Annotated in this window: 26 protein-coding genes and 1 pseudogene; 20 read left to right on the forward strand and 7 right to left on the reverse strand. The window is 68.3% G+C overall.

Going from position 1 to position 25,480, the window contains the following annotated elements; translation table 11 throughout:
* Positions 1-5: 5 nt before the first annotated feature.
* From MEICH_RS0100850 to MEICH_RS0100860, 3 genes are read right to left on the reverse strand one after another with little or no spacing between them, the layout of a single operon-like run.
* Positions 6-668 (reverse strand): HAD family hydrolase, encoded by a 663-nt coding sequence (locus tag MEICH_RS0100850; protein WP_027891055.1) that lies wholly within the window; start codon positions 666-668, stop codon positions 6-8.
* The gene (locus MEICH_RS0100855) at positions 649-1,716 is read right to left on the reverse strand and encodes an MFS transporter (RefSeq protein ID WP_027891056.1); all 1,068 of its coding nucleotides are present in this window, start codon (positions 1,714-1,716) and stop codon (positions 649-651) included. The genes MEICH_RS0100850 and MEICH_RS0100855 overlap by 20 nt, the downstream gene beginning before the upstream one ends.
* A 43-nt stretch (positions 1,717-1,759) precedes the next feature.
* On the reverse strand, positions 1,760-2,134 hold the full coding sequence (locus MEICH_RS0100860; RefSeq protein WP_051304184.1) for a helix-turn-helix domain-containing protein: 375 nt from the start codon (positions 2,132-2,134) through the stop codon (positions 1,760-1,762).
* A 105-nt stretch (positions 2,135-2,239) separates the two neighbouring features.
* On the opposite strand from MEICH_RS0100860, the pseudogene MEICH_RS22905 reads away from it, so the two are divergent.
* Positions 2,240-3,286, forward strand: a pseudogene (locus MEICH_RS22905) (YifB family Mg chelatase-like AAA ATPase); the annotation flags it as partial.
* Here the strand turns inward: MEICH_RS22905 and MEICH_RS29905 are convergent.
* Both MEICH_RS29905 and MEICH_RS27605 read right to left on the reverse strand, forming a co-directional pair.
* On the reverse strand, positions 3,234-4,772 hold the full coding sequence (locus MEICH_RS29905) for a recombinase family protein (RefSeq protein WP_084542115.1): 1,539 nt from the start codon (positions 4,770-4,772) through the stop codon (positions 3,234-3,236). The pseudogene MEICH_RS22905 and the gene MEICH_RS29905 overlap by 53 nt on opposite strands.
* Positions 4,769-5,482 carry a helix-turn-helix domain-containing protein gene (locus tag MEICH_RS27605; protein ID WP_018465416.1) on the reverse strand — a complete coding sequence of 238 codons (714 nt, stop codon included), beginning with the start codon at positions 5,480-5,482 and terminating at the stop codon, positions 4,769-4,771. The genes MEICH_RS29905 and MEICH_RS27605 overlap by 4 nt, the downstream gene beginning before the upstream one ends.
* An 89-nt stretch (positions 5,483-5,571) precedes the next feature.
* On the opposite strand from MEICH_RS27605, the gene MEICH_RS27610 reads away from it, so the two are divergent.
* The 10 genes from MEICH_RS27610 to MEICH_RS0100925 all read left to right on the forward strand — a co-directional run bounded on the left by MEICH_RS27610 (position 5,572) and on the right by MEICH_RS0100925 (position 13,341).
* Positions 5,572-5,814, forward strand: a complete 243-nt coding sequence (locus MEICH_RS27610) for a helix-turn-helix transcriptional regulator (protein ID WP_084542116.1) — start codon at positions 5,572-5,574, stop codon at positions 5,812-5,814.
* Positions 5,815-6,010: 196 nt separating this feature from the next.
* Positions 6,011-6,421, forward strand: coding sequence for a hypothetical protein (locus tag MEICH_RS0100885; RefSeq protein ID WP_027891060.1), 411 nt, complete (start codon positions 6,011-6,013; stop codon positions 6,419-6,421).
* Entirely contained in the window at positions 6,381-7,337 is a 957-nt protein-coding gene (locus tag MEICH_RS0100890) for a toprim domain-containing protein (RefSeq protein WP_027891061.1), read from the forward strand. The genes MEICH_RS0100885 and MEICH_RS0100890 overlap by 41 nt, the downstream gene beginning before the upstream one ends.
* 71 nt (positions 7,338-7,408) lie before the next feature.
* Positions 7,409-9,418: a DUF927 domain-containing protein gene (locus MEICH_RS22910; protein ID WP_245587581.1), complete on the forward strand. Its 2,010-nt coding sequence runs from the start codon at positions 7,409-7,411 to the stop codon at positions 9,416-9,418.
* Between the two features lie 49 nt (positions 9,419-9,467).
* Positions 9,468-9,752 carry a hypothetical protein gene (locus MEICH_RS26725; protein ID WP_245587582.1) on the forward strand — a complete coding sequence of 95 codons (285 nt, stop codon included), beginning with the start codon at positions 9,468-9,470 and terminating at the stop codon, positions 9,750-9,752.
* A complete protein-coding gene (locus MEICH_RS0100905) occupies positions 9,746-10,099 on the forward strand; it encodes a hypothetical protein (RefSeq protein WP_245587583.1) in 354 nt (117 codons plus the stop codon). The genes MEICH_RS26725 and MEICH_RS0100905 overlap by 7 nt, the downstream gene beginning before the upstream one ends.
* The gene (locus tag MEICH_RS0100910) at positions 10,083-10,313 is read left to right on the forward strand and encodes a hypothetical protein (RefSeq protein ID WP_084542117.1); all 231 of its coding nucleotides are present in this window, start codon (positions 10,083-10,085) and stop codon (positions 10,311-10,313) included. The genes MEICH_RS0100905 and MEICH_RS0100910 overlap by 17 nt, the downstream gene beginning before the upstream one ends.
* A 4-nt stretch (positions 10,314-10,317) precedes the next feature.
* On the forward strand, positions 10,318-11,883 hold the full coding sequence (locus MEICH_RS0100915; RefSeq protein ID WP_027891064.1) for a hypothetical protein: 1,566 nt from the start codon (positions 10,318-10,320) through the stop codon (positions 11,881-11,883).
* Positions 11,884-11,920: 37 nt separating this feature from the next.
* The gene (locus tag MEICH_RS0100920; protein WP_027891065.1) at positions 11,921-12,745 is read left to right on the forward strand and encodes a hypothetical protein; all 825 of its coding nucleotides are present in this window, start codon (positions 11,921-11,923) and stop codon (positions 12,743-12,745) included.
* Positions 12,746-12,822: 77 nt separating this feature from the next.
* The gene (locus tag MEICH_RS0100925) at positions 12,823-13,341 is read left to right on the forward strand and encodes a hypothetical protein (RefSeq protein WP_027891066.1); all 519 of its coding nucleotides are present in this window, start codon (positions 12,823-12,825) and stop codon (positions 13,339-13,341) included.
* A 403-nt stretch (positions 13,342-13,744) separates the two neighbouring features.
* Here MEICH_RS0100925 and MEICH_RS0100930 read toward each other — a convergent pair whose 3' ends face one another.
* Both MEICH_RS0100930 and MEICH_RS29910 read right to left on the reverse strand, forming a co-directional pair.
* A complete protein-coding gene (locus tag MEICH_RS0100930) occupies positions 13,745-14,332 on the reverse strand; it encodes a hypothetical protein (protein WP_027891067.1) in 588 nt (195 codons plus the stop codon).
* The gene (locus tag MEICH_RS29910; protein WP_245587584.1) at positions 14,295-14,783 is read right to left on the reverse strand and encodes a TraB/TrbI/VirB10 family type IV secretion system protein; all 489 of its coding nucleotides are present in this window, start codon (positions 14,781-14,783) and stop codon (positions 14,295-14,297) included. The genes MEICH_RS0100930 and MEICH_RS29910 overlap by 38 nt, the downstream gene beginning before the upstream one ends.
* Before the next feature lie 1,395 nt (positions 14,784-16,178).
* Between MEICH_RS29910 and MEICH_RS0100940 the strand changes: the two genes are divergently transcribed.
* Genes MEICH_RS0100940 through MEICH_RS0100980 form a run of 9 tightly spaced genes read left to right on the forward strand, consistent with a single transcriptional unit; the run spans position 16,179 to position 25,480 of the window.
* Positions 16,179-16,520, forward strand: coding sequence for a TrbC/VirB2 family protein (locus MEICH_RS0100940; protein ID WP_027891069.1), 342 nt, complete (start codon positions 16,179-16,181; stop codon positions 16,518-16,520).
* A gap of 9 nt (positions 16,521-16,529) precedes the next feature.
* Positions 16,530-16,838, forward strand: coding sequence for a hypothetical protein (locus tag MEICH_RS0100945; RefSeq protein ID WP_027891070.1), 309 nt, complete (start codon positions 16,530-16,532; stop codon positions 16,836-16,838).
* On the forward strand, positions 16,828-19,353 hold the full coding sequence (locus tag MEICH_RS0100950) for a TraG/VirB4 family ATPase (RefSeq protein ID WP_036218101.1): 2,526 nt from the start codon (positions 16,828-16,830) through the stop codon (positions 19,351-19,353). The genes MEICH_RS0100945 and MEICH_RS0100950 overlap by 11 nt, the downstream gene beginning before the upstream one ends.
* A 2-nt stretch (positions 19,354-19,355) precedes the next feature.
* On the forward strand, positions 19,356-20,723 hold the full coding sequence (locus MEICH_RS0100955) for a hypothetical protein (protein ID WP_027891072.1): 1,368 nt from the start codon (positions 19,356-19,358) through the stop codon (positions 20,721-20,723).
* Between the two features lie 9 nt (positions 20,724-20,732).
* The gene (locus MEICH_RS0100960; protein WP_245587585.1) at positions 20,733-22,163 is read left to right on the forward strand and encodes a hypothetical protein; all 1,431 of its coding nucleotides are present in this window, start codon (positions 20,733-20,735) and stop codon (positions 22,161-22,163) included.
* 14 nt (positions 22,164-22,177) lie between these two features.
* Entirely contained in the window at positions 22,178-22,417 is a 240-nt protein-coding gene (locus tag MEICH_RS0100965; protein ID WP_245587586.1) for a hypothetical protein, read from the forward strand.
* A gap of 4 nt (positions 22,418-22,421) precedes the next feature.
* The gene (locus tag MEICH_RS0100970) at positions 22,422-24,749 is read left to right on the forward strand and encodes a type IV secretory system conjugative DNA transfer family protein (protein WP_027891075.1); all 2,328 of its coding nucleotides are present in this window, start codon (positions 22,422-22,424) and stop codon (positions 24,747-24,749) included.
* On the forward strand, positions 24,739-24,948 hold the full coding sequence (locus MEICH_RS0100975) for a hypothetical protein (protein ID WP_027891076.1): 210 nt from the start codon (positions 24,739-24,741) through the stop codon (positions 24,946-24,948). The genes MEICH_RS0100970 and MEICH_RS0100975 overlap by 11 nt, the downstream gene beginning before the upstream one ends.
* Positions 24,935-25,480 (forward strand): phospholipase D-like domain-containing protein, encoded by a 546-nt coding sequence (locus MEICH_RS0100980; protein ID WP_027891077.1) that lies wholly within the window; start codon positions 24,935-24,937, stop codon positions 25,478-25,480. The genes MEICH_RS0100975 and MEICH_RS0100980 overlap by 14 nt, the downstream gene beginning before the upstream one ends.

The following is a 25,480-nucleotide window of genomic DNA, read 5'->3' on the forward strand; positions in this document are numbered from 1 at the left end:
CTAAATTACCCGCTCGGCACATCACCACAGAGTTTTTCCAGGCACTCCCACAGCCGCCCGTCGCTGAAGTCCCGGATCAGCAGGAAAGCCCCGGCCTCCTCGAGCCCCCTCGGGTCGTGGCCGGTGGTCAGGCCCACGGTGGGGATGCCCGCGCCCACGGCCGAGCGCACGCCGGAGGGGGAGTCCTCGAAGGCCAGGGCCTCGGCGGGAGCCAGCCCCAGCCGCTCGAGGGCGGTGCGGTAGGGCAGGGGGTCGGGCTTGCCGGTGGGCAGTTCTTCGGCCAGCACCACGAGGTCGAACTCGAGGGACAGGGCCCGCAGCAGGAAGTCGACGTTGCGGCGCGGGGCGTTGGTCACCAGGCCCCGCGCCACCCCGCGCTCGCCGGCCCACCGCCACAGCTCGGGCAGCCCGGGCAGGCCCTCGAGGCCCTGCGCCAGCTCGCGGAAGCGGTGCTCCTTGGCCTCGACCAGCGCGGCGCGCTCGGCCTCGGGGAGGTGGGGCAGCAGCCGCGCCGCGATCTCGGGGTTGAGGCCGCCGCTGATGTGCTCCTGGTAGAAGGCGTGGTCGCCCTCGATGCCGTAGGGGCGGAGGGACTCGAGCCAAGCCCGCTCGTGCAGGCGGTCGGTGTCGGCCAAGGTGCCGTCGAGGTCAAAGAGCAGTGCGCGCATCGAGCCTCCTCAGGCGCTGGGTGAGGGCCAGCAGGGCCAGCCCCACCAGCAGCAGGCCCCAGGGGATCCCCGCCACGGGCAGCAGGGCGAACAGCGCAGGCACCAGGGTGCTCCCGCTGGCCCCGGCGTAGAGCGCGTAGGCCACCGCGGCGTTGCCCACCCGGCCCTGCCCCAGGGCCATCAAGGTGGTGAACACCGGGCCGATGAGGAAGCCCGCCAGGGGAAAGAGCAGCGGCAGGGGCGGCAGGAAGTACAGCAGGGCCACCCCCACCGCCCCGCAGACCAGCCAGGTGAGGTGGCGCAGGGGGTCGCGGGCCACCCAGTAGGCCATGAGCAGCCGGCCCGCCGTGAAGGCCACCCAGTAGGCCGAGAGCAGGGCCCCGGCCAGGGCCGTGGGGTAGCCCAGCTCGGTCAGGTAGGCCCCGGAGAAGGTGGCGAAGCCCTGCTCGAGCCCCGCGTACAACCCGATGGCGAGCACCAGCAGCCACAGCCAGCCGTTCCCGGGGTGCCCCCCATCCGGCGCCGGGGGGCTGCTGGCGGGGGCCTTCCACACCAGCGCCGCGCCCAGGAAGGCCAGCACGGCGAAGGCCGTCAGCACCTCCCGCCAGGGGAAGAAGCTCACCAGGAAGGGCGTGGCGATGGCGCCCACCCCGAAGGCCGCGTTGACCTGGCTCAGCACGATCATGCGCCGCTCGGGGTAGAGGTCGCCGGGCAGGCTGTTGCCGCTGAGGTTGATCGCGCCCACGCCCAGCCCCAGCGGGAAGGCCGCCCAGAGGACGGCGTCGAAGCTCTGCGCCGAGGCCACGCCCAAAAGCCCCAGCCCCGCCAGCACCATCGCCATCGGGAACCAGGGGTGCCGCACCGGGGTGAGGCGGGCCAGGGTCAGGCCCAGCAGCAGCCCGCCCAGGTACAGGTTGAAGTAGAGCGAGAGCCTCGAGCCCGGGTCGAAGACCTCCTGCCACTGCGGCAGCAGGCCGCCCGGGCTCGCGGCGATGATGCCCGAAAGGAGCAGGGAGAGGGCACTTCCGAGGGTCAGCCGAAGGCGCATCCCGCCATTCTACTGAGCCCGCGCGCCCCATCAAGGACCGCGCTTACTTCTCGAGCCACTCCCGCAGATAATCGGCCACCATCGCGCTGGGGTTCCGCCCCTCCCGCAGCGCCTGCATCTTCTCGAGCAGCCGCTCCTTCTCCTCCAGGCTCAGCGGCAGCCACATCGCCACGTGCTCCCGGCCGTTCTCCACCTTGTACTCCCCGCCGAACTTGTCGAGCTGCACCACGCCTTCCTTCACGCCGTCCTCCTTCGCCGGAGCCCTGAGCCACTCCAGCAGCGCCGAACGCAGGAAACGCCACTCCCGCCCCACCTTGCGCCCCGGCAGGCTGCCCGAGCGCGCGAGCTGGTACACCAGCGTCTCGCTGACCTTGAGCAGGGCCGCGGCTTCCTCGAGGGTCAGCACTTCGTCATCCATCATCAAAACCCCCTTTTCGGCAATTAAATTGCACTATCCGATATTATCTGTCAATATCCTCACAGAGCGACAGGGCGGCATCTTTCGGATAAACTCTGGAATCGGATGCTTGCCCAAGTACGAACCTATAGCCTTTACGGCCTCGAGGCCGTTCCCGTCACCGTCGAGGTGGACGTATCCGCGGGGATGCCCAGCTACACCGTCGTCGGCCTGCCCGACAAGGCCGTGGAAGAGTCGCGCGAGCGGGTGCGGGCGGCGCTGAAGAACGCGGGGCTCCCCTACCCGCAGGGGCGGGTGGTGGTCAACCTGGCCCCCGCCGAGCAGCGCAAGGAGGGCAGCCACTACGACCTGCCCATCGCCTTGGGGCTGCTGTGCGCCCAGGGGGTGGTGCCGCAGGCCAGCCTCGAGGGCGTCGCGGCGGCCGGCGAGGTGGGGCTCGACGGGGAGCTGCGCCCGGTGCCCGGCGCGGTCAACCTGGCCCTGGGCGCCCTGGCCGAGGGCTTCAGGCTGCTGATGCCCGCCGCGTCGGCCCGGGAGGCGGCCCTGATCGAGGGCGTCGAGGTCTATGGCCCCCAGAGCCTGCGGCAGGTGGTCGAATTCCTCACCGGGGAGCGCCCCCTTGAGCCCACCCCGCCCCCCGACGCCGTGGAGTCGCTCGAGGCCGTCCCCGACCTGCTCGACGTCAAGGGGCAGGCCAAGGCCAAACGGGCGCTCGAGATCGCCGCCGCCGGGGGCCACCACCTGCTGATGGTCGGCACGCCGGGCTCGGGCAAGACCATGCTCGCCAAGCGGATGCCCGGCCTGCTGCCGCCGCTGGGGCGGGAGGAGGCGCTCGAGGTCACCCGCATCCACTCGGCCGCGGGCAAGCTCGTGGGCGGGGGGCTCATCCGCACGCCCCCCTACCGCGCGCCCCACGCCACCATCTCCGACGTCGGGCTCATCGGCGGGGGCTCGGTCCCCAAGCCGGGCGAGATCTCGCTGGCCCACCGGGGCGTGCTGTTCATGGACGAGTTCCCCGAGTTCTCGCGCGACGCGCTGGAAGTCCTGCGCCAGCCCCTCGAGGACGCGGTCGTCACGGTGTCGCGGGCCAGGGCCAGCTTCACCTTCCCGGCCCGGTTCCTGCTCCTGGCCGCGATGAACCCCTGCCCGTGTGAGGTGCAATCTGCCCAAACCGGTAACGCACCTCTACCTGAACCTCACCCCTGCCCGGGCGCACCGTCACCACCTCTACAAGCTCCCGTGCCACCGCCTGCCTCTCTTCCGGGGTGAGCATGTCTATCCTCTCCCGCAGGTGAGAGGCCAGCTCCTCGAGGGTAGCCAGGGACTCCTGGCGTCTATGCTCTTCGATCACCTGCCGACGGGCCTCGTCCAGAGCCGCCTGGACTTCTTTGACCCGGGTGTCCAGCTCCTCGAGGCGGCCATAGTAGCTCTCCTTGTCCACACCTCCCTCCAGGTACAGGTCCAGCAGCCGGGCGCGGGCATCGAGGAGGGAGCGCAGGCGTTTCTCCAGCAGCGCGGCCTCGTTCTCCTCGCGAGACTCCCCTTTCAGAAAAGCCTGAAGCGCCTCACCGGGGTTGAGCAGAAACGAGCGGATGTCACGCCAGATGGCCTCCTCCAGGTCTTTCCGGCGCACGTGGGGAGCGGTGCAGCGCATGGAGGGGATAGGTGAGGCCTGGCGGCTAACCCGCCCCACGCAGGCGTAGTAATCCGTTGAACCGACGTAAGCGCGTCCGCAGGTTCCACAGCGGATGAGCCCCTTGAGCATGTACACGCTGCGGGCGTTGCGGGCGGCGAAGAGGGCGTTGCGGGAGAGCTGTTCCTGCACGGCCTCGAAGAGAGCAGGTTCCACGATGGGCGGCACGGCGACCTTCACCAGTTCCGGCTGGGTTTTGCGGGTTCGCTTGCCATAGGTGTACTCGCCAATATAGGTGCGGTTCTTGAGCAGCCGTAGCACCCCGCCCCCTCGCCAGACTCCGGCGGTGCGCTTACCCCGTACCCCGCGACCGTCTCGCCGGTATTTGGGGGGGATGCCCAGGCGGTTGAGCTCCCTGGCCACCCGCTCGGTGCTCCAGCCCCGTTCGGCCACCCAGGTGAACATCTGCTGCACCACCACCGCCTCCTCGGGGTGGGGGCTGAGGCGGCCACCTTCGACCGTGTAGCCATAGGGCACGATACCCCCCAGGTACTTCCCGCTCTGGGCGGCCTTGCGCAGTCCCAGGCGGCTGCGCTCGGCAAAGGTGTCCCGCTCCCACTCAGCGAACACGGCCATGATCCCCAGCACCGCCTTGCCGATGGGGGTGGTGGTGTTGATGTTCGGCTCGGAGTAGCTCATGAGCCCCACCCCGCAGGCCTCCAGGCGCTCGATGAGGTCGTAGGCCAGGCGCACCTTGCGGGCCAGGCGGTCAAGCCGGTAGACCAGCACCACACTGAAACGCCCTTCCCGTGCGTCGGTGAGCAGGCGGGCCAGGCCGGGCCGGTCCTCCTGGGCTCCTGAGTAGCCGGGGTCAGTATAGGTGTCAGCGACCTCGTACCCCAGCGCCCCTGCCCAGCGCTCCAGGACCTCGCGCTGGGCCTCGAGGGAGTAGCGCTCGACCTGCTCCTCGGTGGAGACGCGGGTGTAGAGGGCACAGCGCTTCATAACGAGCGAAACTCCCCGTGGACGACGCCCACTGGGACGGGATATATGGCGGCTTTCTTACCGGCGGGGAGCTGGAGGGCGCCGTCCGGCAGGAGCCAATACACCTCTCCTACCCCACTGACCGGCCGTACCAGACAGGGCTCAGTGGGCAGGCGGTACAGTAGAGGCCGCCGGGTACCCTCGATAAGGCTGAGCAGGACGATGCCCCGCTCTCTGGCAGGCCTACGCTCTACTACCAAAACCGAGCCCTCTTTGATTGATAAATCCTCGCTACAGAGGGCATCCCGCCCCAGCTTGGCCAGGAAGAAGTCGGTATAGCTGGAACGGGTAGGAAGGAACCGGGCATCAATGTGACCATGACCGGGCGCTGCCTCTCCAACGCAGGCTGGAAGCAGCGCTGGGTAGTAGGACAGCAAAGCAACGCCAGGAGTGGAGGGTGTGAACTCATTGGAATTGTCTTCGCTGAGCAGGAAATCCACTGAAGGGAGGTGGAGCGCCTGCAGCAGCGAATGCAATCGGCCCACGCTCACATCACGAATGTCGTGAACACCGCGCTCCAGCTTGGCTACGAGGGAAGGGGAAATGCCCGCAGCCAGGGCTAACCCCTCACGTGAAAGGCCGAGCTTTTCTCGTCTTGTTTGTAGGAGGCGTGCCCAGTTGGGGGTTGTGAGTGAGGGGGTGGTGGAGGTGCGAAAGCTTTTTTTTGCCATGAGGGGATTCTATTACAAAGAGTTACCAGTAACTCATTACTGGTAATGTATTGTTTACAAAAAATAATAACGTATTGTAAAGTGAGCGCATGGCAAATGTTGTGCGGCAATTGCGGGTTCAGGCGGGTTTAAGTCGGGAAGCGCTGGCAAGGGCTTCCGGAATTACGGTCTCATTGCTGACCAAATGGGAGCGGGGGGAGGTACGCAGTCCATCGCTCGTGTACAGCCGTCAGTTAGCGAGGGTGCTGGCAGGGCGTTTGGGTGTGAGCGAGGAGCGGTTGCTGCTCCAGATCGCGGAGGGATTTGAGTGCCCGCCCAGCCACGGCGCATAGCTCTGGTGCGCCGGTTTTCTACAAACGAGGGGGACTTGACGGCTCAGGTGCGGGCAGTCGGGATTGTCCTCGGCAGAGAATGGCGCGCGAGTGGGTTTGCAAACCAGAACCAGGGTGCGTGTGACGCACCAAAAGAGCAAAAGGCGGTTTCTCATAAATCAAAAAAGATGAGAAGCCTTGAGGCTACATTGGAACTATGACCGAGCGAGAATTTTTCTTGGCATCCCCGCGTGAGTGCGGCATCGCGATCTCGCTGCCTGTGGGGACGGTTGAGGGGTTGCGGCGCTTTGCCAGGGAAGTTCCGTTCCCCGCGGAAGGTCCCAGGCTCGAGGTCGCCTTTGAACTCGAGGGAATGGGAGTCCGGCTGCACCCGCTGTCATTGCTCCCTGACCGCCTTCAGGACGTGCTGGAGATGGGAGGAAGGGCCCGGTGGGCCTCGCAGGGCATCTGCGGCATGGAAGCGGGGGGGCGGCTGCTGGTCATTGAGAGGCTGGCCTGGCTCGAGGTGCAGATCCGGCGAGGAGGGAGGATGGAAGTGCTGATCCACGAACTGGAGGAGGAAGGGGATGACGAGCGACGCCCTGACGCGCTGCATCGAGACGGTTGACCTCCCCGGCCTGGTGGCCCGGCTGTGGCCGGAATCAGGGGCCAGGCCAGGGCGGGCCGGGGTGTGCCGGGCGGTGTGGCGGGGGGATCGGAACCCCTCGCTCTCGCTCTTTGTGGCCCGTGGCATGTGGTTCTGGAAGGACCATGCGACGGGGGAAAGTGGTAACGCATTCCACCTGCTGCTCGCGGCGGGCTTGAGCAGGGAGGAGGCGGCAGAGCTGATCAAAGAGGCCGCTCGGTCCACACCTGCCACCCCGCAGGTTCTACGCCGCAGCCTGCCCGAACCCGCGCACGGCCACAAGGTACGGGCTACGCCCGTGACCAGCAACAGGGAGAAAGCCGCGCTCCGGGCAGCCCAGATGCGGCTTGACGGGGAGGCCATCCGGGGGCGGGGCATCACCCTCGAGCAGGCCCGGCGGGTGGGGCTGGGGAGGAGCAGAAAGGGCGACCTGGTGATCCCCATCCTGGGGCCCTCGGGCGAGATTCAGGCCATCAAGGTGCGGCTGAAAGAACCCAAAGACTACCGCTACCGTTACCTCACCCCTGGCCGGGGTGCTCCGGCGTGGCACTCGCCCGGCTTCGGCCAGGGGGCCGGGCGACCGGTGCTGGTGGTGGAGGGTGAGCTCAACGCGATGGCCGCCTGGTTCGCCCTCGAGGGGGAAGCGGACGTGCTGGGTATCCCCGGCGTTGAGGGGCACATCCCCTGGGGACACCTGGAGGGGCGGAAGGTCTATTTGCTGGCCGACGGCGATGAGGCCGGGCGGGAGGCCCTCACGCGCTGGAGGGAGGAAGCCCGGCAGGCGGGGGTTGCGGCCTTCCCTCTCCTGCCCCTGGCGGAGGGCCTGGACGCCTGCGAGCACGCGGAGCGCTACGGCCAGCGGGCGCTGGGGGAGGCGCTGAGGAGACGCATGAAATAAACCCCACCTGGCGGGGTGGGGCAAGGGAGGTTGGTGTGGAGAGGATTATACCACCTGAGCGTCAGGGGGTTGTGGAGGGGGATGAAATCCTGCCCGGCTATCCCCGCTACCGCATCCACCGGGGGCGCATCGAGATGGCCCGGCTGGAGGGCCGGGGCGAAGACCGCGCGGTGACCTATGTGCCCCTGGCCAACTTCGCCTGCACCATCCGCCGCGAGGTGCGGCGCACCGATGGGGTGCAGGAGGAGCTCCTGTTCGAACTCGAGGGCCACACCCCGGCAGGCCCCCTGCCCGCTGTGCGGGTGCGGGCGGCGGAGTTTTCCGCCATGGCCTGGCCGGTGCGGGAGTGGGGGGCCAGGGCTATCGTGTCCCCGGGGAACGGGGTGCGGGATCGCCTCCGGGCCGCCATTCAACATCTGAGCAACCCCGAGCGCACCACGGTCTACGCCCATACCGGCTGGATACGGAGGGGGACGGAGTGGGTCTACCTGCACGCTGGGGGAGGCATTGGGCAGCGAGGGAGCATAGAGGGGATTGAGGTGGATTTGCCCCCCGAACTGGCCGGGTTTATTCTGCCTGACCCACCCACTGGCGAGGCCGAGCGGGAGACCCTTTCGCTCCTTCTGAGTATGCTCGAGGTGGCCCCCCGTCGGGTGACCTGGCCGCTGCTGCTCTACGCCCTGGCCGCCCCCATCGGCCACCCGATGGGCAGCGTGTACCTCTCGGGCCGCACCGGGGCTCGCAAGACCAGCCTGGCCCTGCTGGTGCAGGCCCTGTGGGGCCACACCGCTCCGCACCCCCCGACCAACTGGGAGGGGACGGCCAACGCCCTGGAGGCCCTGGCGTTTGCAGCCAAGGACGCGCTCTTGCTGGTGGACGACTACGCCCCCACCGGGCACGAGGGGAAGCAGAAGGAGCTCCAGGCTAAAGCCGCACGGCTCCTGCGCAACCAGGGCAACGCCACCGGGCGGGCGCGGATGCGCTCGGATGGCCGGATGCAGCCCGACCGGGCTCCCATGGGCAGCCTGCTGGTCACGGGCGAGGACCTGCCCCCCGGCCACAGCGTGCGGGCGCGGTGCCTGTTCCTGGAACTCAACCCCGGAGAGGTCAACCTGGCAGAGCTTTCACGGTTGCAACTCGAGGCCGCCCGCCTATCAGAGGCCTATGCCGCCTGGATACGCTGGCTGGCGGGGCGGCTCGAGGAGGTACGGCCGTTGGTCAGGGCACGGATCGCCGAGCTCCGCCCACACTACCCCGCGCCCCACGGACGTACCACCGATGCCCTGGCTCGGCTGCATGCGGTGTGGGAGGCCGTACAGCAGCACTGGCTGGAGGTGGGCCTCATCACCCCCGCTGAGGCCAGCCGGTTGACCCTGGAGATGGAGGGCGCGTTGCGGCAGGTAGCCGCCCAGCAAACCGGATACCAGCAGGACACCGACCCGGTGGAGCGGTTCATCCCGCTCTTGCTGGCCCTGCTCGCGAGCGGACGGGCCCACCTGGCCCACCGGCACAGCGCCGAGGAGCCTCCCCCAGCCCCTGAACGTTGGGGCTGGCGGGTGCAGGCGGGTCAGTGGATACCCCAGGGGCCGCAGGTGGGGTGGGTGGACGGACAGGGGGTTTACCTCGAGCCTACCGCCCTCTACGCCGCCCTGAACCGCCTGGCCATGGAGTCCGGTGAACCCCTCCCCACCCCCCGCACGCTGTGGAAGCGATTGGGCGAGCGCGGGGTGATCCGTACCCAGGAGCGGGGTGGACGGGTGCGCTACGGGGTGGGGGTGCGGATCGGGGGGGTGGTGCGCGATGTGGTGCAAATCATAGACCCCCATATCGCCAGAACTCCCAACAGTCCCAACGGGGCAGAAAACCCTGTCCAGGACGATGAAAAAGGTGTTGGGAAAAATCCGCCTGTTGGGAATTCCGTTTTCCCAACAGAAGCAGATGGGCTCTGGAGTCCCGGCGGAGAAAACAGCGTTCTGCGCGATAGAAAAGCGCCGGTAGCGGTGGGTGTTGGGAGGGTTGGGAGTCCTGAGGAGGGAGGCTATGAGGTCGAACTCGGAGAGTCCCTGGGGGGCCCTGATTGAAGCGGCCCCGAGGCTGGTGGAGCGGTTGAGGCGGACAGGCTGCCGGAGGGTGCGGCTGGTGGTGGACGGCGAGGTGGTCTACTGGGGGCTGCTGGTGCCGAGCGAGGCGGAACTCGAGGCGCATGGGCGATGGCCGGGAATGCCCCGGTGGACGCTTCAGGACTGGTTGCTGGACACCCTGCGGCGCTTCGAGAGGGGCTGGACCCAGGCGAAGACGGTGGAAATACTGGCGGTTGGTCAAGAGCGCACCGAGCGGCTGGCGCGGGTCTTCCCCAAAGGCGTATCCACGGAAGAGAAGGGGGTTTTTCCTTCCGAGGAGAGGGGCCCATGCTGATCCGGCCCAGGGCCAGAATCGTGGCCCTTTCCCTGAAGATGCCGCCGGGAGCGGTCGTGGTGCGGGCCTGTCATGACCGCGAGCTTTTCCTCTCGAGGGCCGTGGAAGCGGGAGGGGAAGTCTGGCGCGAGGTGCGGGTGCGGGAAGCAGGGGGCTTTCGCACGCTCTACGAGCTGGTGGCCGAGAGCCCCTTTGAGGAAGCGCTGCTGAGGAGCCGACCCCAGTTCGAGAAAATACAGGAAGGTTCCAGGGTACACTACGTGTGGCGGCTTGGGCGACCCCGTGGGGTGAGCGACAGGGAGGTGGACGGTGATCATACGAATGAACGGGATGATCCGAGAGCGTGAGGTCTTCCAGTCCTACCGGGGGAAGGGGGTATGGTTCGTGCGCCAGCCGGATATCCACACCTTCCAAGCCGTGCACCGCAGCGAGGAGGGCCTCGAAACGGTGCTGGGAAGCTATGGCAGCTTCGACGAGGCCTTCTGGGAGGCTACCCGGCTGGCCGACGAGGCCCACCTGGAGTTTGCCGGGGAGGAGTGGGGCGATCCGGAGATAACGTAGCAACATGCAGAGCGTCAACGACATCGCCGTTGGGTACGGCCGGCAGGTAGAAGCCCTGCTCGAGCGGCTGGGAGCCAGGGGCCCGGTCAAGGGAGCCGGGGAGCTTCTGGATCAGGTTAAGCACCTCATAGACCCCGAGGGTCTGCGCAAGGTGCGCTGGTTCCTGAAGCTGCGCAACCGGGTGGTGCACGGCAAACCCGTGGAGATGCCCCTGCCCTCGAGGGAGGAGGTCGAACGGGCCGGACGGGCGGCGGTGGCGGTACTCGAGGGGGTGCTGGCGGCCAGGGCTAGGCAGGCGAATGCGACTTTCCGCCTACCGCAGGAGAACGAACGGCAGGCTTCAGGGAAAGGGTTTGAAGAACCCCCCGGCCCGGTCTACCGCATCCAGGAGCGGGACGGGGCGTATGAAATCTGGGTAGGCCCTGGCGGGGTATGGGTGGTGGCAGAAACGCGAGAGGCCCTCGAGCAGGCCCGGCTGGACGCGGAGGTCCGGTTGGTCCCCCGTTTCCCCCGGCTCGCGGTGAGGGGTGCCCTGCGGATGCGGCGGGAGACCCTGGAGGCCCGTGTCCGCTGCGGCAGGAGACGGCTCTCCCCGGAGGAGACCCTGGAGGCGGTGCGGATGCTCTCCCGCAGAGAGCCGGTACAGCGTGGGGACGATCCCCTATCGGGACGGGTTACGCCCATACACCAGAAAGCACGGTCTTCCGATGGTGCGAAGGGGCAGGAGCATCGGATGCGCCAGGTGACGCTGGAGAGGGTTCCCGCCACCTTCTACGTAGGCCCGGCGGGGGTGCTGGTGGTCGCGGAGTTCCCCCTTATCGCTGAGACCGAGGCCAGGCGGGTCTGGGAAGGCTCAGGGAGGGCGATCTCCGCCCTGCCGGTGGTGCTGAACCCCAAGCTGAAGGAACCCCAGGGCCGGGTGGACGGCGTGCTGGCCCTACGCGACGAGGGGGCCATCAAGGACTACCTGCGGGGAAAGCGCCTGCTGGACAACGACGAGGTAGACCTGGTGGCGGGTTGGTTGCAAAACCGCACCTGCCCGGCGCCCTCCATCCGCCCCAAGGGAGGGCGGTATCGCCTGCGGGAAGAGGAGGTGACGGAGGGGCGCACGAAGGCCCCGCCTGCGTTCGTGGTGGAGCTCGTGCCGCCAGGGGCTCCGCCCAGACCCCACCTCGGGCAGGTCGCTTGGAGGGCCTTGGGCTGGCGGGTGGTGTTCCTGCCCGAGTTGGCGATGTTCGTGCTCCCGGCACTGGATAAACGCGGCGCTGAAAGTCTTTTGCTGTGGTTGCTGGTAGGCGGGCTGCTGTTGCGCTTTTGGGCCTCCTTCGGGAACGATGATCTTCTGGGGTGGAAGCGGCGGGTGCTGCTCGCGGCAGGGGTGCTGGAATTGGCTTTTGTCTGGACAGCGATGTCTGACGTGGCCGCGCATCCGGGGAAGCTGCTCTCGATGTGGTACTGGGTGGTGATCCTCGTGCCGGGCCTGATCTCCCTCTTCCGGGGAATCTGGCTCTTCTGGTCGGGTAGGAAACCCTTCAGGGTGTACTTCCCTCCCCGCAGCCGAGTGCGCTAGCATTTTCGGCAACGAGTTGTTGTCATATAATGCCTCCATGAAGGCAATAAATTACCGCAAGCGGCTGATCTTCCTGTCCATGGTGCTGGCCGTCGGTCTCGCCCTGGGTCAGTCGGTGCTAAAGACCTACTACGCCGATGACCTGGTGCGCGTACCCGGGGTCATCGAGGTCTCCCCTGGTTTCACCACCGTGATGGACTTCTGGGACACGGTGAGCACCCTGGCCTCGGCCAAGGGGGAGCTTTTGCGGGTGGAGAGCGCCGGGCCGCGCATCCTGATCTCGGCCACCCAGAAGGCCGGGCAGACCGATTTGGTGGTGGAGGTGGCCGGGCGCACCCTGCTCTTCACCCTCAAGATCGGGCCGGGAGTGGGGCCACGTCGGTACGTGATCGAGCTCAGCCGGGCCAGAACCCAGGCACCGACTCCCACCTACGTCCCGCCGGTGAGCAGCGCCCCGGCCCCAACCCCGCAGCCCCAGGCGAGCGGCCCTGCTCCGCAGGCGGCCCCGGTGAATCCCGAGCTGGTGCGGTTCACCACCACGGCACAAGTACCTTCGGACGGGAAGGGCACGGTGACGATCTTCTTCACCCTGGAGAACCGGGGGAACCGCACCATCGCGGCAGACCCTGGCCGCCTCGCCATCACCCAGGGGGGCAACCGGCTCTCCTACAGCCTCAAGCGGGAGCCGCTGAAGACCCTCATCAACCCCGGTGAGGCCCTCTCGGGCCTCATCACCCTCGAGGGGGCCCGTCCGGGCGAGATCAACCTGGAGTGGGGGCTGGTGGAGATCGGGAGCGGGCGGCAGTTTGCCCTCAAGCGCTCGGTGATGGCCGGGACGCGGATCGAGCTCGAGGGGCGATGAGCCCTGGGGATTCCCCACCGGTACGCCTGGCGGAGAAGCATCAACGCTTTATCCGCAACCTCCATCTGCGGGGGCCGATGTTGATAGACGAGGCCCTGGAGTGCATCCCCAGGGCTACGTTTTACGACCTGGTGCGGCGACGATACCTGGCAATCATCCCCACCGTGCTGGGCAGGGCGGTGGTGGTGGGCTCCAGGGGACGGGTGGAGGTGCTCGCGATGACCCGCTTCTACCGCCCCAGGGCCACGGCGGTGGCCGATGCGGTGCTGCTGCGCCGCGCAATCCGCATCGCGGAGCGGGAGGGTTGGCGCTTCGGGGGGCGCAACCCCAGGGGACGCATCGCGTTCATGAGCCGGAGGGTTGAAGAAGTTTCTGAGGGGGCCGGGCTGCGCAGCGAACAGATGATGGTGGTCGCGAGCTTGCGGGCCTACACCACCCGCAGCCTCAGGAACACCCTGCTGCGTATGGGGTGGTACAGCCGGAGGAGGCTCGGGCAGGCTGAGTTCATACGGGTGTACCACCCCTATCCCCGTCGCTTCGAGCGCATGGAGCAGGAGGGTGGGCTGGAGGCCAGGGATGTGAAGGAGCTCTTATAGTGCTTCACCAAGGTGGGCTGGCCAACCATGTCAGCAGGCTGGACATAGCTGCAGTTAGCTTGGTTGACCCACACGACCGACTCATAGCAGGCGTCGGTCATGCGCCCGAGGATGCCCACCCATCTGCCCCAGCAGCCCCTGGGGCAGCGCGGCGGGGCTGTGGCGGCCGAGCGGCTCCGCTGGACGGCGACTCCAGGGCTCGCGCTGCCGCCATAGCGGGCCAGCTTGGGCTTGGTCGCGCCCACAGTTCCTCCCAAAGGCGCACGGGTTCTGGCGCATCCGAATGGAATCTGCCTGCGGTCCAGGGGCCGTGGCCCTCTCCTGCCCGGCAACAGGAGAAGGAGAAAACCCCGGTCCCCCGCGGACCGGGGCTCGGGTCCGGGGGTCCACTCGGCGGCGAAGTCTACCACCACGGGGCCACGATGACGAAACGCGGCTCCAACCCATACCCCCCCAGTTTCGCCCTGAGGCTCGCGGCCTTCTTCTCCGTGGGAACCCCCCAGTACTGCCCCACGAAGCGCAGGGCGAAGGTCTGTACCTTGCGCTGAAGCAGGGGCAGGGCGTAGCTGCCCGCGTCGTACTCGATGGCGATGGGGCCGATCTTGCTGTACCAGTAGGCATCCGGCTGCTCGCGGTAGTGGACGCGGTGGGTGTCGGTGCGCCACTCGTGGGTTGGCACCCCCAGGAGGTGGCGCATCTCCCCCACCCCGGCCAGGTGGCGCAGCAGGGGCGGCCCCAGGCGGCTCACCCAGAGGTGGGAGGTGAAAAAGCGCACCTCCATGAGCCGGTTGGCGTGGTGCGAGGGGTTCAGGACCGCCCTCACCACAAAGAGGCCCACGCCCTGGGCCTCTTTCTCCGAGGGAACCATCCCAAAGTGGCGCAGGAGCTGGCCCTCGGTGAGGGCCAGGTCGCAGCGCAGGGCAAGGGCGATGCGCTCGAGGGCCCCCTCACGCTCACTTCCCCGCAGCGGGGTCCTGGTTGGGGACAACAAGGATCACCACCTCCGTTCCTTTATCGGCCTGGGCCACCCGCACCACCGCCTTCTTGTCCTGCTGGAGGGCGAAGAGGTTGGCCAGGCTACCGGCCATGAAGAGCTCGAGGGGTGGGGTTTGCGAGGACTGGGCCACCCCGCCCCCCGGCAGCACGGTCACGCTCTTGGCCTGTGAGGCGGCGGTGACGTAATCGCTCACCCCCCGCAGGCTTCCCCGGATGAGGTCAGCGGCGATGGAGGGGGCTTCCTCGCGCACCTTAGCCGCCACACCGAGCGTCCCCTCGGCATCGAGCAGGGTGGCATTGACCGCATACTCCCGGCCGTCCTTGATGACCCGCATGAGCCGCCCCTTGAGGCGGCGGGTCTCATCCAGGGTGACCTCCCCCACCCAGGTCGAACCGTCCTCGGCGTCTATCGCCACCGCCCCTGGAGTCCGCTCGGCAATCAGCACCCCCACCCCCAGCCGTCCCTTGAGGCGGGTGCCCAGGGTGTAGGGGGCAGCCGGTAGGGTTGGAGCGGCTTGCGCCTGTGTCGGCGCTGACGCGGGCGGCGCAAAGGGTGGGGAGGAGGCAGGGAAAGCGGGAGTCGGGGTGTTGGTTAGATTAGGTGCCCCGCTGCCCTGGGGGGAGGCATTCTGCGGAGCCTGAGCCTGAGCAGGCCCCCCTACCAGATAGAAGCTCCCGCCCTGGCCGCCCTGTCCCTCAACTGCCCGTACCGCGAAGGTGGATTGGGTCTCCTTCCCCAGGGTCAGGCCCCCGCCCTTCGCCCCGGCCGCGGCTGAGGCAGAGGGCGCAGGAGCCCCCTGGAGGGTGGCGGCCACGTCATCGGCCACGCTGCCCGTGACGGGGCGGGAAGAGGAGGTAGCCGCACCGGACGGACGAGCGCCCAGGGTGAGGGGACGATCCCCTGTCGGGACGGGACTCATGTCCCGTGCACCCGGGGGCCCTGCGGAAGCCTGAGTGCTCCCACTGCTGGCCAGGGTGAGGGGCGCAGGGGTAGCCGCAGCCTGCGCGGCCCGGGGGCTGTAGGCGTAGAGGGTGAGGGGAGGGGGGGCCGCCTGGGGAGTGGGGCTGCCCGCCCCCGAGGGGGCCGCGCCGGCGGAAGGATACCCCGCAGAGGAATAGCCAGGAGGCGGTGGGGGCACCTCGGAGTAGCCGGAGGGAGGCGGGGGCGTGGGGGCGGCAGATTCCCCTTGAGTGCTGGGATCGGCGGACGCCGGTGTGCTGGAGGGGGCAGGCTCAGGCTGAGCCCCCTGAGTACCGGCATCGCCGGGGGCCTGGCGGCCCTCCACTTGAGCTTGAGTACCGGCATCGCCCAGGTTACCGGCAAAGCCGGGATCGCCTTTGGCGACCCCCTCGGGTCGCTGGGGTGACACGGGCTTCTGGCCCGTGGCAGAGGCCACGGGCACGGGCAACCCTCCCGAGGCGGGCTTCGTCTCGCGGGTGGAGAAGGCGAACCACAGCGAGGTGGCCAGCACCAGCCCCACGAAGCCCACCGCGACCTGCTTGGGCCGCGAGGGAACCCACTCCCCGGTGAGCTCGTCGTAGCGGTCGAGGAGGCGGTGCTTCAGGAGGCGCAGGCCCTCCCGCCGGGATACCGCCCGCTGGGTCTCCTCCTCCGGGGTGGGGAGGTCGTCGAAGATCACCCCGGATTCGAGCAAATCTGCCAGTTCGGGGTTCTCCTTGCGTAAGCGGAGCAACAGCTCATCAAACTCGGGCTCGGTAGGCGAAGGAACGGGCCCTTTAAGCGCGGCTTCCACCTGCTTCTTGACTTCCGGGTCGAGGCGCATATGGTAGTATTATATTGCCCACAAAGGGTAATAAAAGATCGCAATGAGGTGAGTGAGATGCGCAAGATCGGAGCTACGGTGAAGAAGCTGGCGGCCCTGCCGGAGGTGCGCGGTCTCTTGATGGGCCTGTTGCTGGTGGGCCTGGGCAACGTGGCCCACGCCCAGGCAGACCAGGCCTTCAACAACCTGACCACTGCCATCTGCAACATCTACAACGCCATGAAGGGCCCCTTCGGGCTGGCGCTGGTGATCATCATGTTCGCCATCGGCGGCATTTCGCTCATGATCGGCGGCAAGAAGGCCGTGCCGCTGATGATCGGCGCCGCGGTGGGCGGGGTGATCCTGGCGGCGGCCCCCTCGTTCGCGCGGATCTTCGTGAGCAGCACCTCTCAGTGCTAAGGGGGTAACGTGCGCCGCCGGGTGTACCGCCTCTACCAGCCCATCACCATCGTGGGCCTGGAGCTATGGCAGCTTCCGGTCATCGGGATGGGTTTCGTGGTCGGGCTGCGGCTCATGGAGGGGATGCACCCGGCGGCAGGGCTGCTGGCCGGTGCGGTGACGGGATACCTGGCGCTGGTGCTGGCAGAAAAGCTCAGGGAGCGCTACCCCGGAGCCTCCCTGCTGCACGAGGCGCTGTGGCTCACGCAGAGCGACCGCTACGCGCCGGGGAAGGACCAGGAGACCACGCCACTCTTCACGCGAGATCATGACGGCTAAGAGCGCAAATCTTCTCAACCGGCCTCGGGAGCGCTCGCTCACCGAGGAGTTTCCTTACTGGGAAATCCACGAGGGGGTGATGTTCCTCGAGGACGGGCGGTGCGAGGTGGGGGTGGAACTCCTGCTCAAGCCCACCCTGCTCCTGCCGCAGAGCGAGCTCGAGGGGCTGCTCTTCATGGTGCGCAGCGTCCTCAGGAACGGGGTGCCCCAAGGGGCACGGGCGCGGCTCATCGTTGAGGCGTCCCCGGCTCCTGAAGCCGAGGTGGAGGCGTACCGGGAGGCCTTCAACCCCACTCACCCGGTGGCCCGCGCCATCGGGGAGGAGCGCTACCGCCACTGGCGGGGTCTGTGGGAGCGCGGGGAGGTGATGGGTCGGCGGGCCTTCCTCACCGTGGCCTACGGCCACAAGCGCCCCCGGCGGCTCCCCTTCGGGGGGGCCGAGCTTACTGAGCGGGTGAAGGAGGGGGCCAAAATCCGCGAGCGCATCCGCATGATCGCCAGGGGGCGGGGGGTGGAGGTGCGGGAGATGGACTCCCAGGAGGTCTTCGGCCTGGTCTACCGCTACCTCAACCCCGGCCTGCGGCAGGCCGGGGTGCCCCGCTACCGCCCCACCTGGCAGCGCTACCCGAGGAGGGCGGTGGAGCGGATGCCGGGCCTGCGGCCCCCCACCCTGCGCACCCAGCTCCTCCGGAGCGAGGTGGACAACTCCCGGCGTGACGCACTCTACGTGGGCGGGCGCTGGCTCTCGCTGTTCACCCTCTACACCATCCCCGACGAGACCTACACCGAGATGGGCGACGTGCTGGCGCTGGCCGGAGGGGGGGAGTTCTACCTGGTGGTGGACTTCCACCACGAGCCCTACGAGCGGGCCCTGAAGGCCCTCAAGGCCAGGGCGCGGCGCTTCTACGCGGCCAGCGCCAACACCGAGACCTATGTGGACCCCAACATCATCGTGGGGCAGAAGGAGACCGAGGGGGCCATCGCCCACATCTCCCAGACCGGCGACCACGTGTACCGGGTGGGGGTGGCGCTGGTGCTCATCGAGCGGGAGCGGGAGGTCCTCGAGCGGCGGGCCAGCCAGATCGTGGGCAAGCTCTCGGAGATCCCCGGCAACCCCTTCCGTCAACTCAAAAACGGCCTCTTCGAGCCCTGGAAGAGCCGGGCCCCCTTCGGCGGGGGGACGAGCGACGAGGTGGTGAGCCTCTTAGAGTCCAACGCCGCCGACCTGGTGCCCCTCACGGGGGCCTGGCGGGGGCACGAGAGGGCGGTGGTGCTCTTTCACAACCGATTCCGCTCGCTCACCCGCTTCGACCCCTTCACCCCTGTCACGACCAACTGGAACGGGATCATCGCCGGGGGATCGGGCTCAGGGAAGACCTTCTTCACCCAGTACGTGCTCGCGGATTTGCTGCGCCGGGACGAGGTGGACGTGGTGATCCTGGACCGGGGGCGCAACTACGAGGCGCTGGTGGAAGCCTTCGGGGGGGCCTTCATCGACGTCCGCCCCGGCGGGCAGACAGCGGTGAACATGTTCGACCTGGAGGAGGGCGAGGCCGAACCCGGCCCTGAGAAGCTCCAGGACGTGCTGCGTTTCCTCAGGGCCACCCTCCCTCCGGGGGACGATAAAACCGAGGAGGCGGTGGAGAACGCCATCCTCGAGGCGGCCATCCTCCAGACCTACAAGAGAGCGAGCCCCGACCTGCCCCAGCCCGACGGGAGCTACAGGAAGGTCTACGGGGGAGCGAGGCTTTCCGACCTGGTGCAGACCCTCGTGCTGCTGGACGAGGTGGGCAGCCGCCCGGCCTCACCCTCGGAGAAGGAAGTGGCCCGCAACCTGGCGCTCAGGCTCCAGTCCTGGGTGGGGGATAGCCCCAAGGGGCAGTTCCTCGACCGGCCCACCAGCGTGCCCCTGGCCGAGGCGCGGGTGGTGTGCTACGAGCTCGAGGGCCTCAAGGACGACCTGGAGATCATCGGCACCCTCCTGATCGCGGACCTGGTGTGGAAGCGGGCCAGGCGGGGGCAGGGGCGGCGGGTGCTGGTGGTGCTCGACGAGGCCTGGAAGGTTTTCCAGAGCCCCTACGCCAGCGCCCTCATCGAGGAACTCTACCGCCGTTTCCGCTTCCTGGGCGGCGGCATCTGGAGCATCACCCAGAGCCTGGCGGACTTCGCCGGGGAAGGGCCCAGGGCGCTGTTGCAAAACACCAGCTTCCACTTCCTGCTGCGCCTGTCGCGCAGCGAGGCCGAGCTAGCGGTGATGCGGGAGGTGCTGGGGATGCCCGACCGGGCCATCGCCGTACACGGCGGGCTCACCGGGGTCAGGGGGGTCTACTCCGAGGCCCTGGCCTGGATCCGCACCGGGGAAGGCCGCGAGGGGGAGGTCATCGTGGTGCGTCCCAGCCCGGCGGACTACTGGCTGTTCACCTCGACCAGGGAGGAGGTGGCCCGGCGGCGCGAGGCGGTAGAGCGCTACGGGGACGTGATGCGGGCGGTGCGGGCGCTGGCCTATGGAGAGTGAATATGCGTAGGGGAATCGCCCTTTTCCTGCTGCTGGGCCTGGGAATGGCCCAGAACTACTTCATCGACCTCTCCCCCACCCCGGTGAGCATGGCACCGGGGAAGGGGGCCAAAGCCACCCTGGCGGTGCTGCCGGAGGGATTCACCGGGACGCTCCCCATCACCATCACCGGGCTGCCCCAGGGGTTGACCTACAGCCCCACCAGCATCACCGTGGCCGACCCCAAGAAGAACGCCACGGTGGAGGTGGTCTTCACGGCGGCGGCGAACACCCCGACCGGCTCGGGGATGGCTACCCTCACGGTGGGGCAGAAAACCTACCTCTTCAGCGTGGTGGTGGACCCGGCGGCGGAGCCCCCCTCCCAGAACCCCGCCTCGCTGGAGGCCATCTGGTCGCAGGTGCGGCAGTGGGGCAGCGCGACCTGCGCCACCATCAACAGCTTCAGCCTGGAGAGCGTGCGCTGGGTGTGCACCCTCTACCGCACGCTCGACCGGGCGGTGGGGATGTGGGACGAGGTGAAGGCCGACTTCGAGATGCTCAAGAAGGAGGGCTTCATCACCGGGGTGAGCTACATCGCCAACGCCCTGGGAGCGGAATTGGGGCTGGCGCAGGCCAACGTGCAGACCGACGAGCTCGAGCGGGACTTCCTCAGCCTGCGGCGCAACTACCGCCAGATGGTAGCCAAGATTTCCAACTGGATGGCGCAGGTACGTGACAGGCAGGTGCAGGCCATCCGTGATAACCCCTACCCCAACGGCAGCCCCTCGTGGTGGGCGGTGGAGGCCCTCAAGCTCAACCCCAACCTCATCGGGGCGGAGGTCATTACCAGCCAGCAGGCCGAAGGGCTGGCCCAGCTACGGGGCAAAGTCGAGGCGGTCAAGTCGGCGGCGGAGGATCAGATCGAAAAGTCCAGCACGGGCCGCACCCAGGAAGAACTGGCGAAGGCCCTGCAGGTCACCAACCCCCTGCCTGCTCAGGAGGGCGAGGCCGAGCAGGTGGTGCGGCGGGCCAAAGAGGCCAACTCCACCCGCGAGGTGCTGGAGATTCTGGTGGACGCCCAGGCCAAGATCATGCGGCAGAACCTGGCCAACACCCAGGACGTGACGCAGGCGGTGCGGGAGGGGGCGGTGCAGCAGGCCTACACCACCCAGCAACTCTCCAACCTCATCGAGATCGAGCTCCAGCGGCGGGCCGACGAGATCGCCGCCTGGAAGGGCGAGGTGGAGCGGACCATGGCCCAGGTGAGCGAGGAGGCCGAGAGCCAGACCGCCAACCTCAGGATGCTGGCCACCCTCTCCCGCACGGTGGCCTGCCCCGACGGGGTGCTGGGGCCGGGGCAGGACGGGAACATCACCTGCCTCCGTCCATAGGAGGGTAGTGTGCACAGGATCAGGATTCTTCCCTTACTCGTTCTGGTTCTGGCCCTGCTCGCGGGGCTGGCCCTGGCCGAGGAGCCTCAGATACCCCCCCCCAGCGGCACGGCGCAGCAGCAGAACCTCTTCCAGGCCTTCTTCGACCTCTCGCGCTGGTTGCAGAGCATCAGCCGGGACATGACCCGCCTCGCGGGGGGTATCTCGGGGCTGGCCCTGGCCCTGGTGATGCTGGGCTTCGTCTACGGCATTGTGCAGGGCATCGTGGGCGGCGGCCTGGAGGCCATCAAGGGGGCCTTCGTGCGGCTGGCGGTGGTGGGACTCCTGCTCTCGCTGTGGAACAGCGGCTTCGTGGGGGGAACCCTCGACCGGGCCATGACCGCAGCGAGGGAGTGGGGCACCGACGCCTCCGCCGCCACCCTCTCCGAGGCGGCGGACAACCTCGACGCGCTGGCCTTGCGGGTGGTGCCCTTCATGGGGGCAGTGGGGGCGCTCAAGGTCATGGCCGCGAGGACCGCCGAGAACGCGGCCAAAAACGCGGCTGCCAGGACGCTCGCCTCCGGGACGAGCGCGGGAGCGGCCAGGGCGCTCCAGTACCTGAACTGGGCCACGCTGCTCCTGATCCCGATGATGCTGTTCTTCTTCGTCATCATCGTGGTGGCCTCCTTCACGGTGGAGGTGGGGGTGGCCCTCTTTCCGCTGGCGGCGGCCTTGCTGATCTTCCCCAAAGGCGCGGCGGCGGACTGGTTCGGCCGGTGGGTGGCGGCGGTGATGGGGGCCCTCCTGATCGTGATCCTGCTGCCGGTGGGCTTCAAGGCGGCGGTGGATTTGGGGGTGAACCGCCCGGTGTACCAGGTCAACGCCTACGTGGACCAGGCCCTCGACCGCATCGAGGCTCAGAAGGACGCGGGTCTGGCGGCGATGGAGGGGGCCATGGATAAGTGTGGCTTCGGGGACGTGGGCTGCGTTCTCGGGAACAATCTGAATGCCCTGTGGACGCAAGTCACCGCCGTGCTGCAACAGATTGGCACGGCGCTGCAAGCCTGGCTGCTGGGGGTCATCCTCATGCTCTCGGGCATGGCGGCGGCGGCCTACATCCTGTTCAACGTCGAGCGGGTGGCCATGAGCTTCATCGGCGGGTTCGTGGCCACCGGCGTGCGGCAGGTGATGGGCACGGCGAGCCTGGGTGGGCGAATCTACAGCGGAACTCCGGCGGCCAGGGCGAGCGTGGAGGGAGCGGCAGGGGCGCAGGGCGGGACCGCAAGCCAGCCTGTGGCTGCCCAGACGATCCATCCGCGCCCGGTGGCCTACGACATCCAGCCCTACTACGGTGGGGGTTACCACCCGCAGGGCGAGGTGATCGAGGCCGAATGGCGGCAGGTGAGCGGGCGGGAGTTGTCCGCGCCGCGCGGGATGCCCAGTCCCTCCAGCGACGACTGAGACGAGGAGTAAAAGTGGAACTGAACGCATTGAACGCATCGGACCTGATCGAAGGGAAGGAGCTTCTTGGACGCTGGTTCACCCACCGGGGCCGCGACTGCGTGGTGCGGGCGGTGGGCGAGGTGCGGGAGGCCCCCGGCAGGGCCGGGCGGGAGGTGGGCACCTGGCAGCTAGAGGTGGACGGGCGTCCCCTCGAGCGGGTCTACGGCAGCCTGGACGCGGCCACCCGCAGGCTGGTGGAGCACCTGGGGTGAGGCCATGAGCGTCGCACGCCGTCCGGGCTCGCTGCTCGAAGTCCGCGCCTCCCACAAGCTCCTGCGCCTGGGAGGCGGGTTGGTGATGCTGTCCACCCTGGCCCTGGTGGGCTGGCTCGGCTATCAGGCGGCGATGGAGGTGGCTCGGGAAATGCTCCGGGCCGGGTGGGGGGCGGCGCTGAAGGCGGCCACGCCGGGCGAGCTCCTCCTGCGCTGCTATGGCGACTTCATGGGTGGCTGTACCCAGGTCTTCAACAGCCTGTGGCAGAAGGCCCTTCCCCTGGACACCCTGCGGCTGGTGGTGGCGGGGGGCTTTGCCCTGGGGATGCTGCCCTTCCTCATCCGCCCCCACCGCCCGCGCAAGCTGCCGGGGCAGGGGCGATGGGCCACCGCCAGAGACCTGGCGGGTTACCTGGGCGAGAAGGGAACCGGCTGGTACGGCCTGTTTGAGGGCAAGCCCCTGCGGGTGCCGCACATGGAGCGGCGCACCGGGACGCTGGTGGTGGGCAAGCCCGGCGGGGGTAAAACGACGGGCTACTTCCAGCCCAACCTCCTGCTCGACGCACGCGACGGCTGGAGCGCCGTCGTCTTCGACCTGAAGTGGCCCGACGAGGGCGGGCTGATGGAGGCCGGGCGCTACTACCGCTACTTTGGCCGCCCGGTGTACGCCTATACGCCCTTCGCCGCAGGCTCGGCCCGGATCGTGCTCCTGGAGGGGGCCGAGAACCCCCAGGAGGCGAGCCACATCGCGGACATCATCGTGCCTCGAGGGGCCGACGGGGGGGCGGAGTTCTACGCCAACCTCGAGCGGATGCTGCTGGCCGGGCTGATCTGGGTCGAGGGGCAGGAGGGGCGCTACTCCCTGCGGCACATCCTGGAGGTGTTGCGCCAGGGCAAGGAGGAGCTCAAAGCCTACGCTGAGGTCAGGCCCCACCTCAAAGAGCGCATCGGAGCAGTGCTCCAGACCCGCGAGGACATCATCGCCGGGGTGGTGGCGGGGCTGGCGGGGAAGCTGGCCCTGTTCGAGAACGACCACCTGGATCGCTCGAGCCTGCCCGGTGAGGGGGCTATCCCCTGGGAGCGCTTCTTCAGCGAGCCCAGCCTGCTGTACATCGGGATTCCCCAGGAGCACCTGGAGGGCGGGAAGGGCACGGCCCTCCTGTGGCTGGTCAAGCGGATCATGGACCGGGAGATCCACCGCGCCGCAGCCCGGAACGGGGGGACGCTGAAGACGCTGACCTCGGTCTACCTCGACGAGTTCACGGCCTTTGGGAAGCTCCCCGGCATCGAGGACAACCTCAAGACCATGCGCTCGAAGGGGGCCGCCTTCCACGTGAGCGTGCAGAACCTGGCGAACGGGCGCTCGGTGTACGGGCGGGACGTGTGGGAGAGCATCCAGGGAACATTTGGGCAGCAGGTGTATCTGCTCGAGCGGCTCTCGGAGGAGGATCGCAAGTGGCTCGCGCGCACCCTGGGCTATGAGACGGTGGTGGGCTACTCCCGGAGCTCTTCCAGGAGCGGCTTCCTCTCGGGCAGCGAGGGCGAGGGGGAACGGGAAGAGGCCCGCTTCCTCTTATCCGCTGAGGAGATGCGGGAGGTGAAGAAGGGCGAGACCGTGGTCATCCTCGACGGCAAGCCGCCGGTGCGTACCTACCTCGGAGGGATGTGGGAGAAAAAGCACCCGCTGCACGGGCTGTACGAGAAAGCCCGGAAATCGGGCGAGCGCCCGGCCACCGCAAGCCCAGCCGTAACCGCAACGGTTTCCTCTTCCGAGGCTTCTCCTCCAGCGGCCACGGACGATCCCCTGGTGGGACGGGCTGTGCCCGTACATCGAACGGACGATGCCCTATCGGGACGGCCTCCGGCCGTACACCGGACGGTAAAACCGCAGCCCGCCGCAATCGAGGCCAGTGACCCGCGCAGCCTCGAGGACTACATCCGCCGACTGACTTCGGTCATGCCGGTATTCCAGCGTTACTACCACAAGAAGACCACCACGGGCCTCCGCTTCGTCCTGCCGGAGGGCTTCCCCCCACCCAAGACCGCCTGGGTGCGGGAGGGATGGGTGGAGGTCAAGGGGGCCAGGGAGCTCTCGGTGAACCTCACCAGCAAGGGGCTGGAAGTGCTGGAGAAGGGCTTCGTGGCCGCCTTGGTGCGCTGGTGCAGGGTACGGGAATGGGCGAGGCGGCAGGGCCTGGACGGCCAGGCCGAGGTGATGATGAGCGAGGCGGAGGCCGAGACCGTCCTGCGGGAGTTTGCCAAGCGGCTGCCCAGGGTAGAGGGGCGGGTGCGGGTGGCGGTTTCGTTGGAGGCGCTGGGCGATGAGGCTTGAGGCGCGGGAGTTCTGGCGGCTCCTGGAGGACGCCACCTGGGTGGTGTGGGACGAGACGTTGCAGCACTGTCTGGTCGGGGTGGCCGGGGAGGGCTACCGCCTGTACCGCTACGGGAGGGAGTGGGTGCAGGTGGTGGCCGAGGGCCAGGAGGCCGAGCGGATCGCGCGGGCGGTGGGGGTGGGGGATGCTGCGGCCTAGGCTGACGGTGGCCCTCCTGATGGGCCTGAGCGTTGCCCTGAGCGCTTCCATGGACGATCCCCTATCGGGACGGGCTTCGCCCGTACACCAGGAGGCCCCTACCCTCTCCGAGGCGGAGGTGACCCGCCTGATCGCCACCGCCCGCAGCGAGGTGCTGCTGGAGATGGGCGTCTTCGACGACCGGGCTATTGCCGAGGGCTACCGCGTCGCGGTGGTCGAGCGGGGGGCTAAGGGCTACATCCTCACCCGAGCGGATACGGCGGAGATCGGGGCCTCTTACCTCCCCTGGGCTTCTGTTCTAAGCGGAACGGGGGCAAGATTGTTAGCCTATACCCGAGGGGACTACGCGGTGGTGGATCGCCGGGTAGCGGTCATCCGCGAACAGCGGATGGGCCTGCCGGTCTACCGCCTGGAGGAGAACCCCAAGCGGGTGGCCGCGCTGGTGCGGCAGTTTGTAGAGGCCTATGGGGTAGCCCGCCCCTACTCGGTGGAGGGCCTGGTGCGGCGGGCCGCGCAGAAATATCTGAGGTGA

This window comes from Calidithermus chliarophilus DSM 9957, from assembly GCF_000430045.1.
In the GTDB taxonomy this organism is placed as follows: Bacteria; Deinococcota; Deinococci; order Deinococcales; family Thermaceae; genus Calidithermus; species Calidithermus chliarophilus.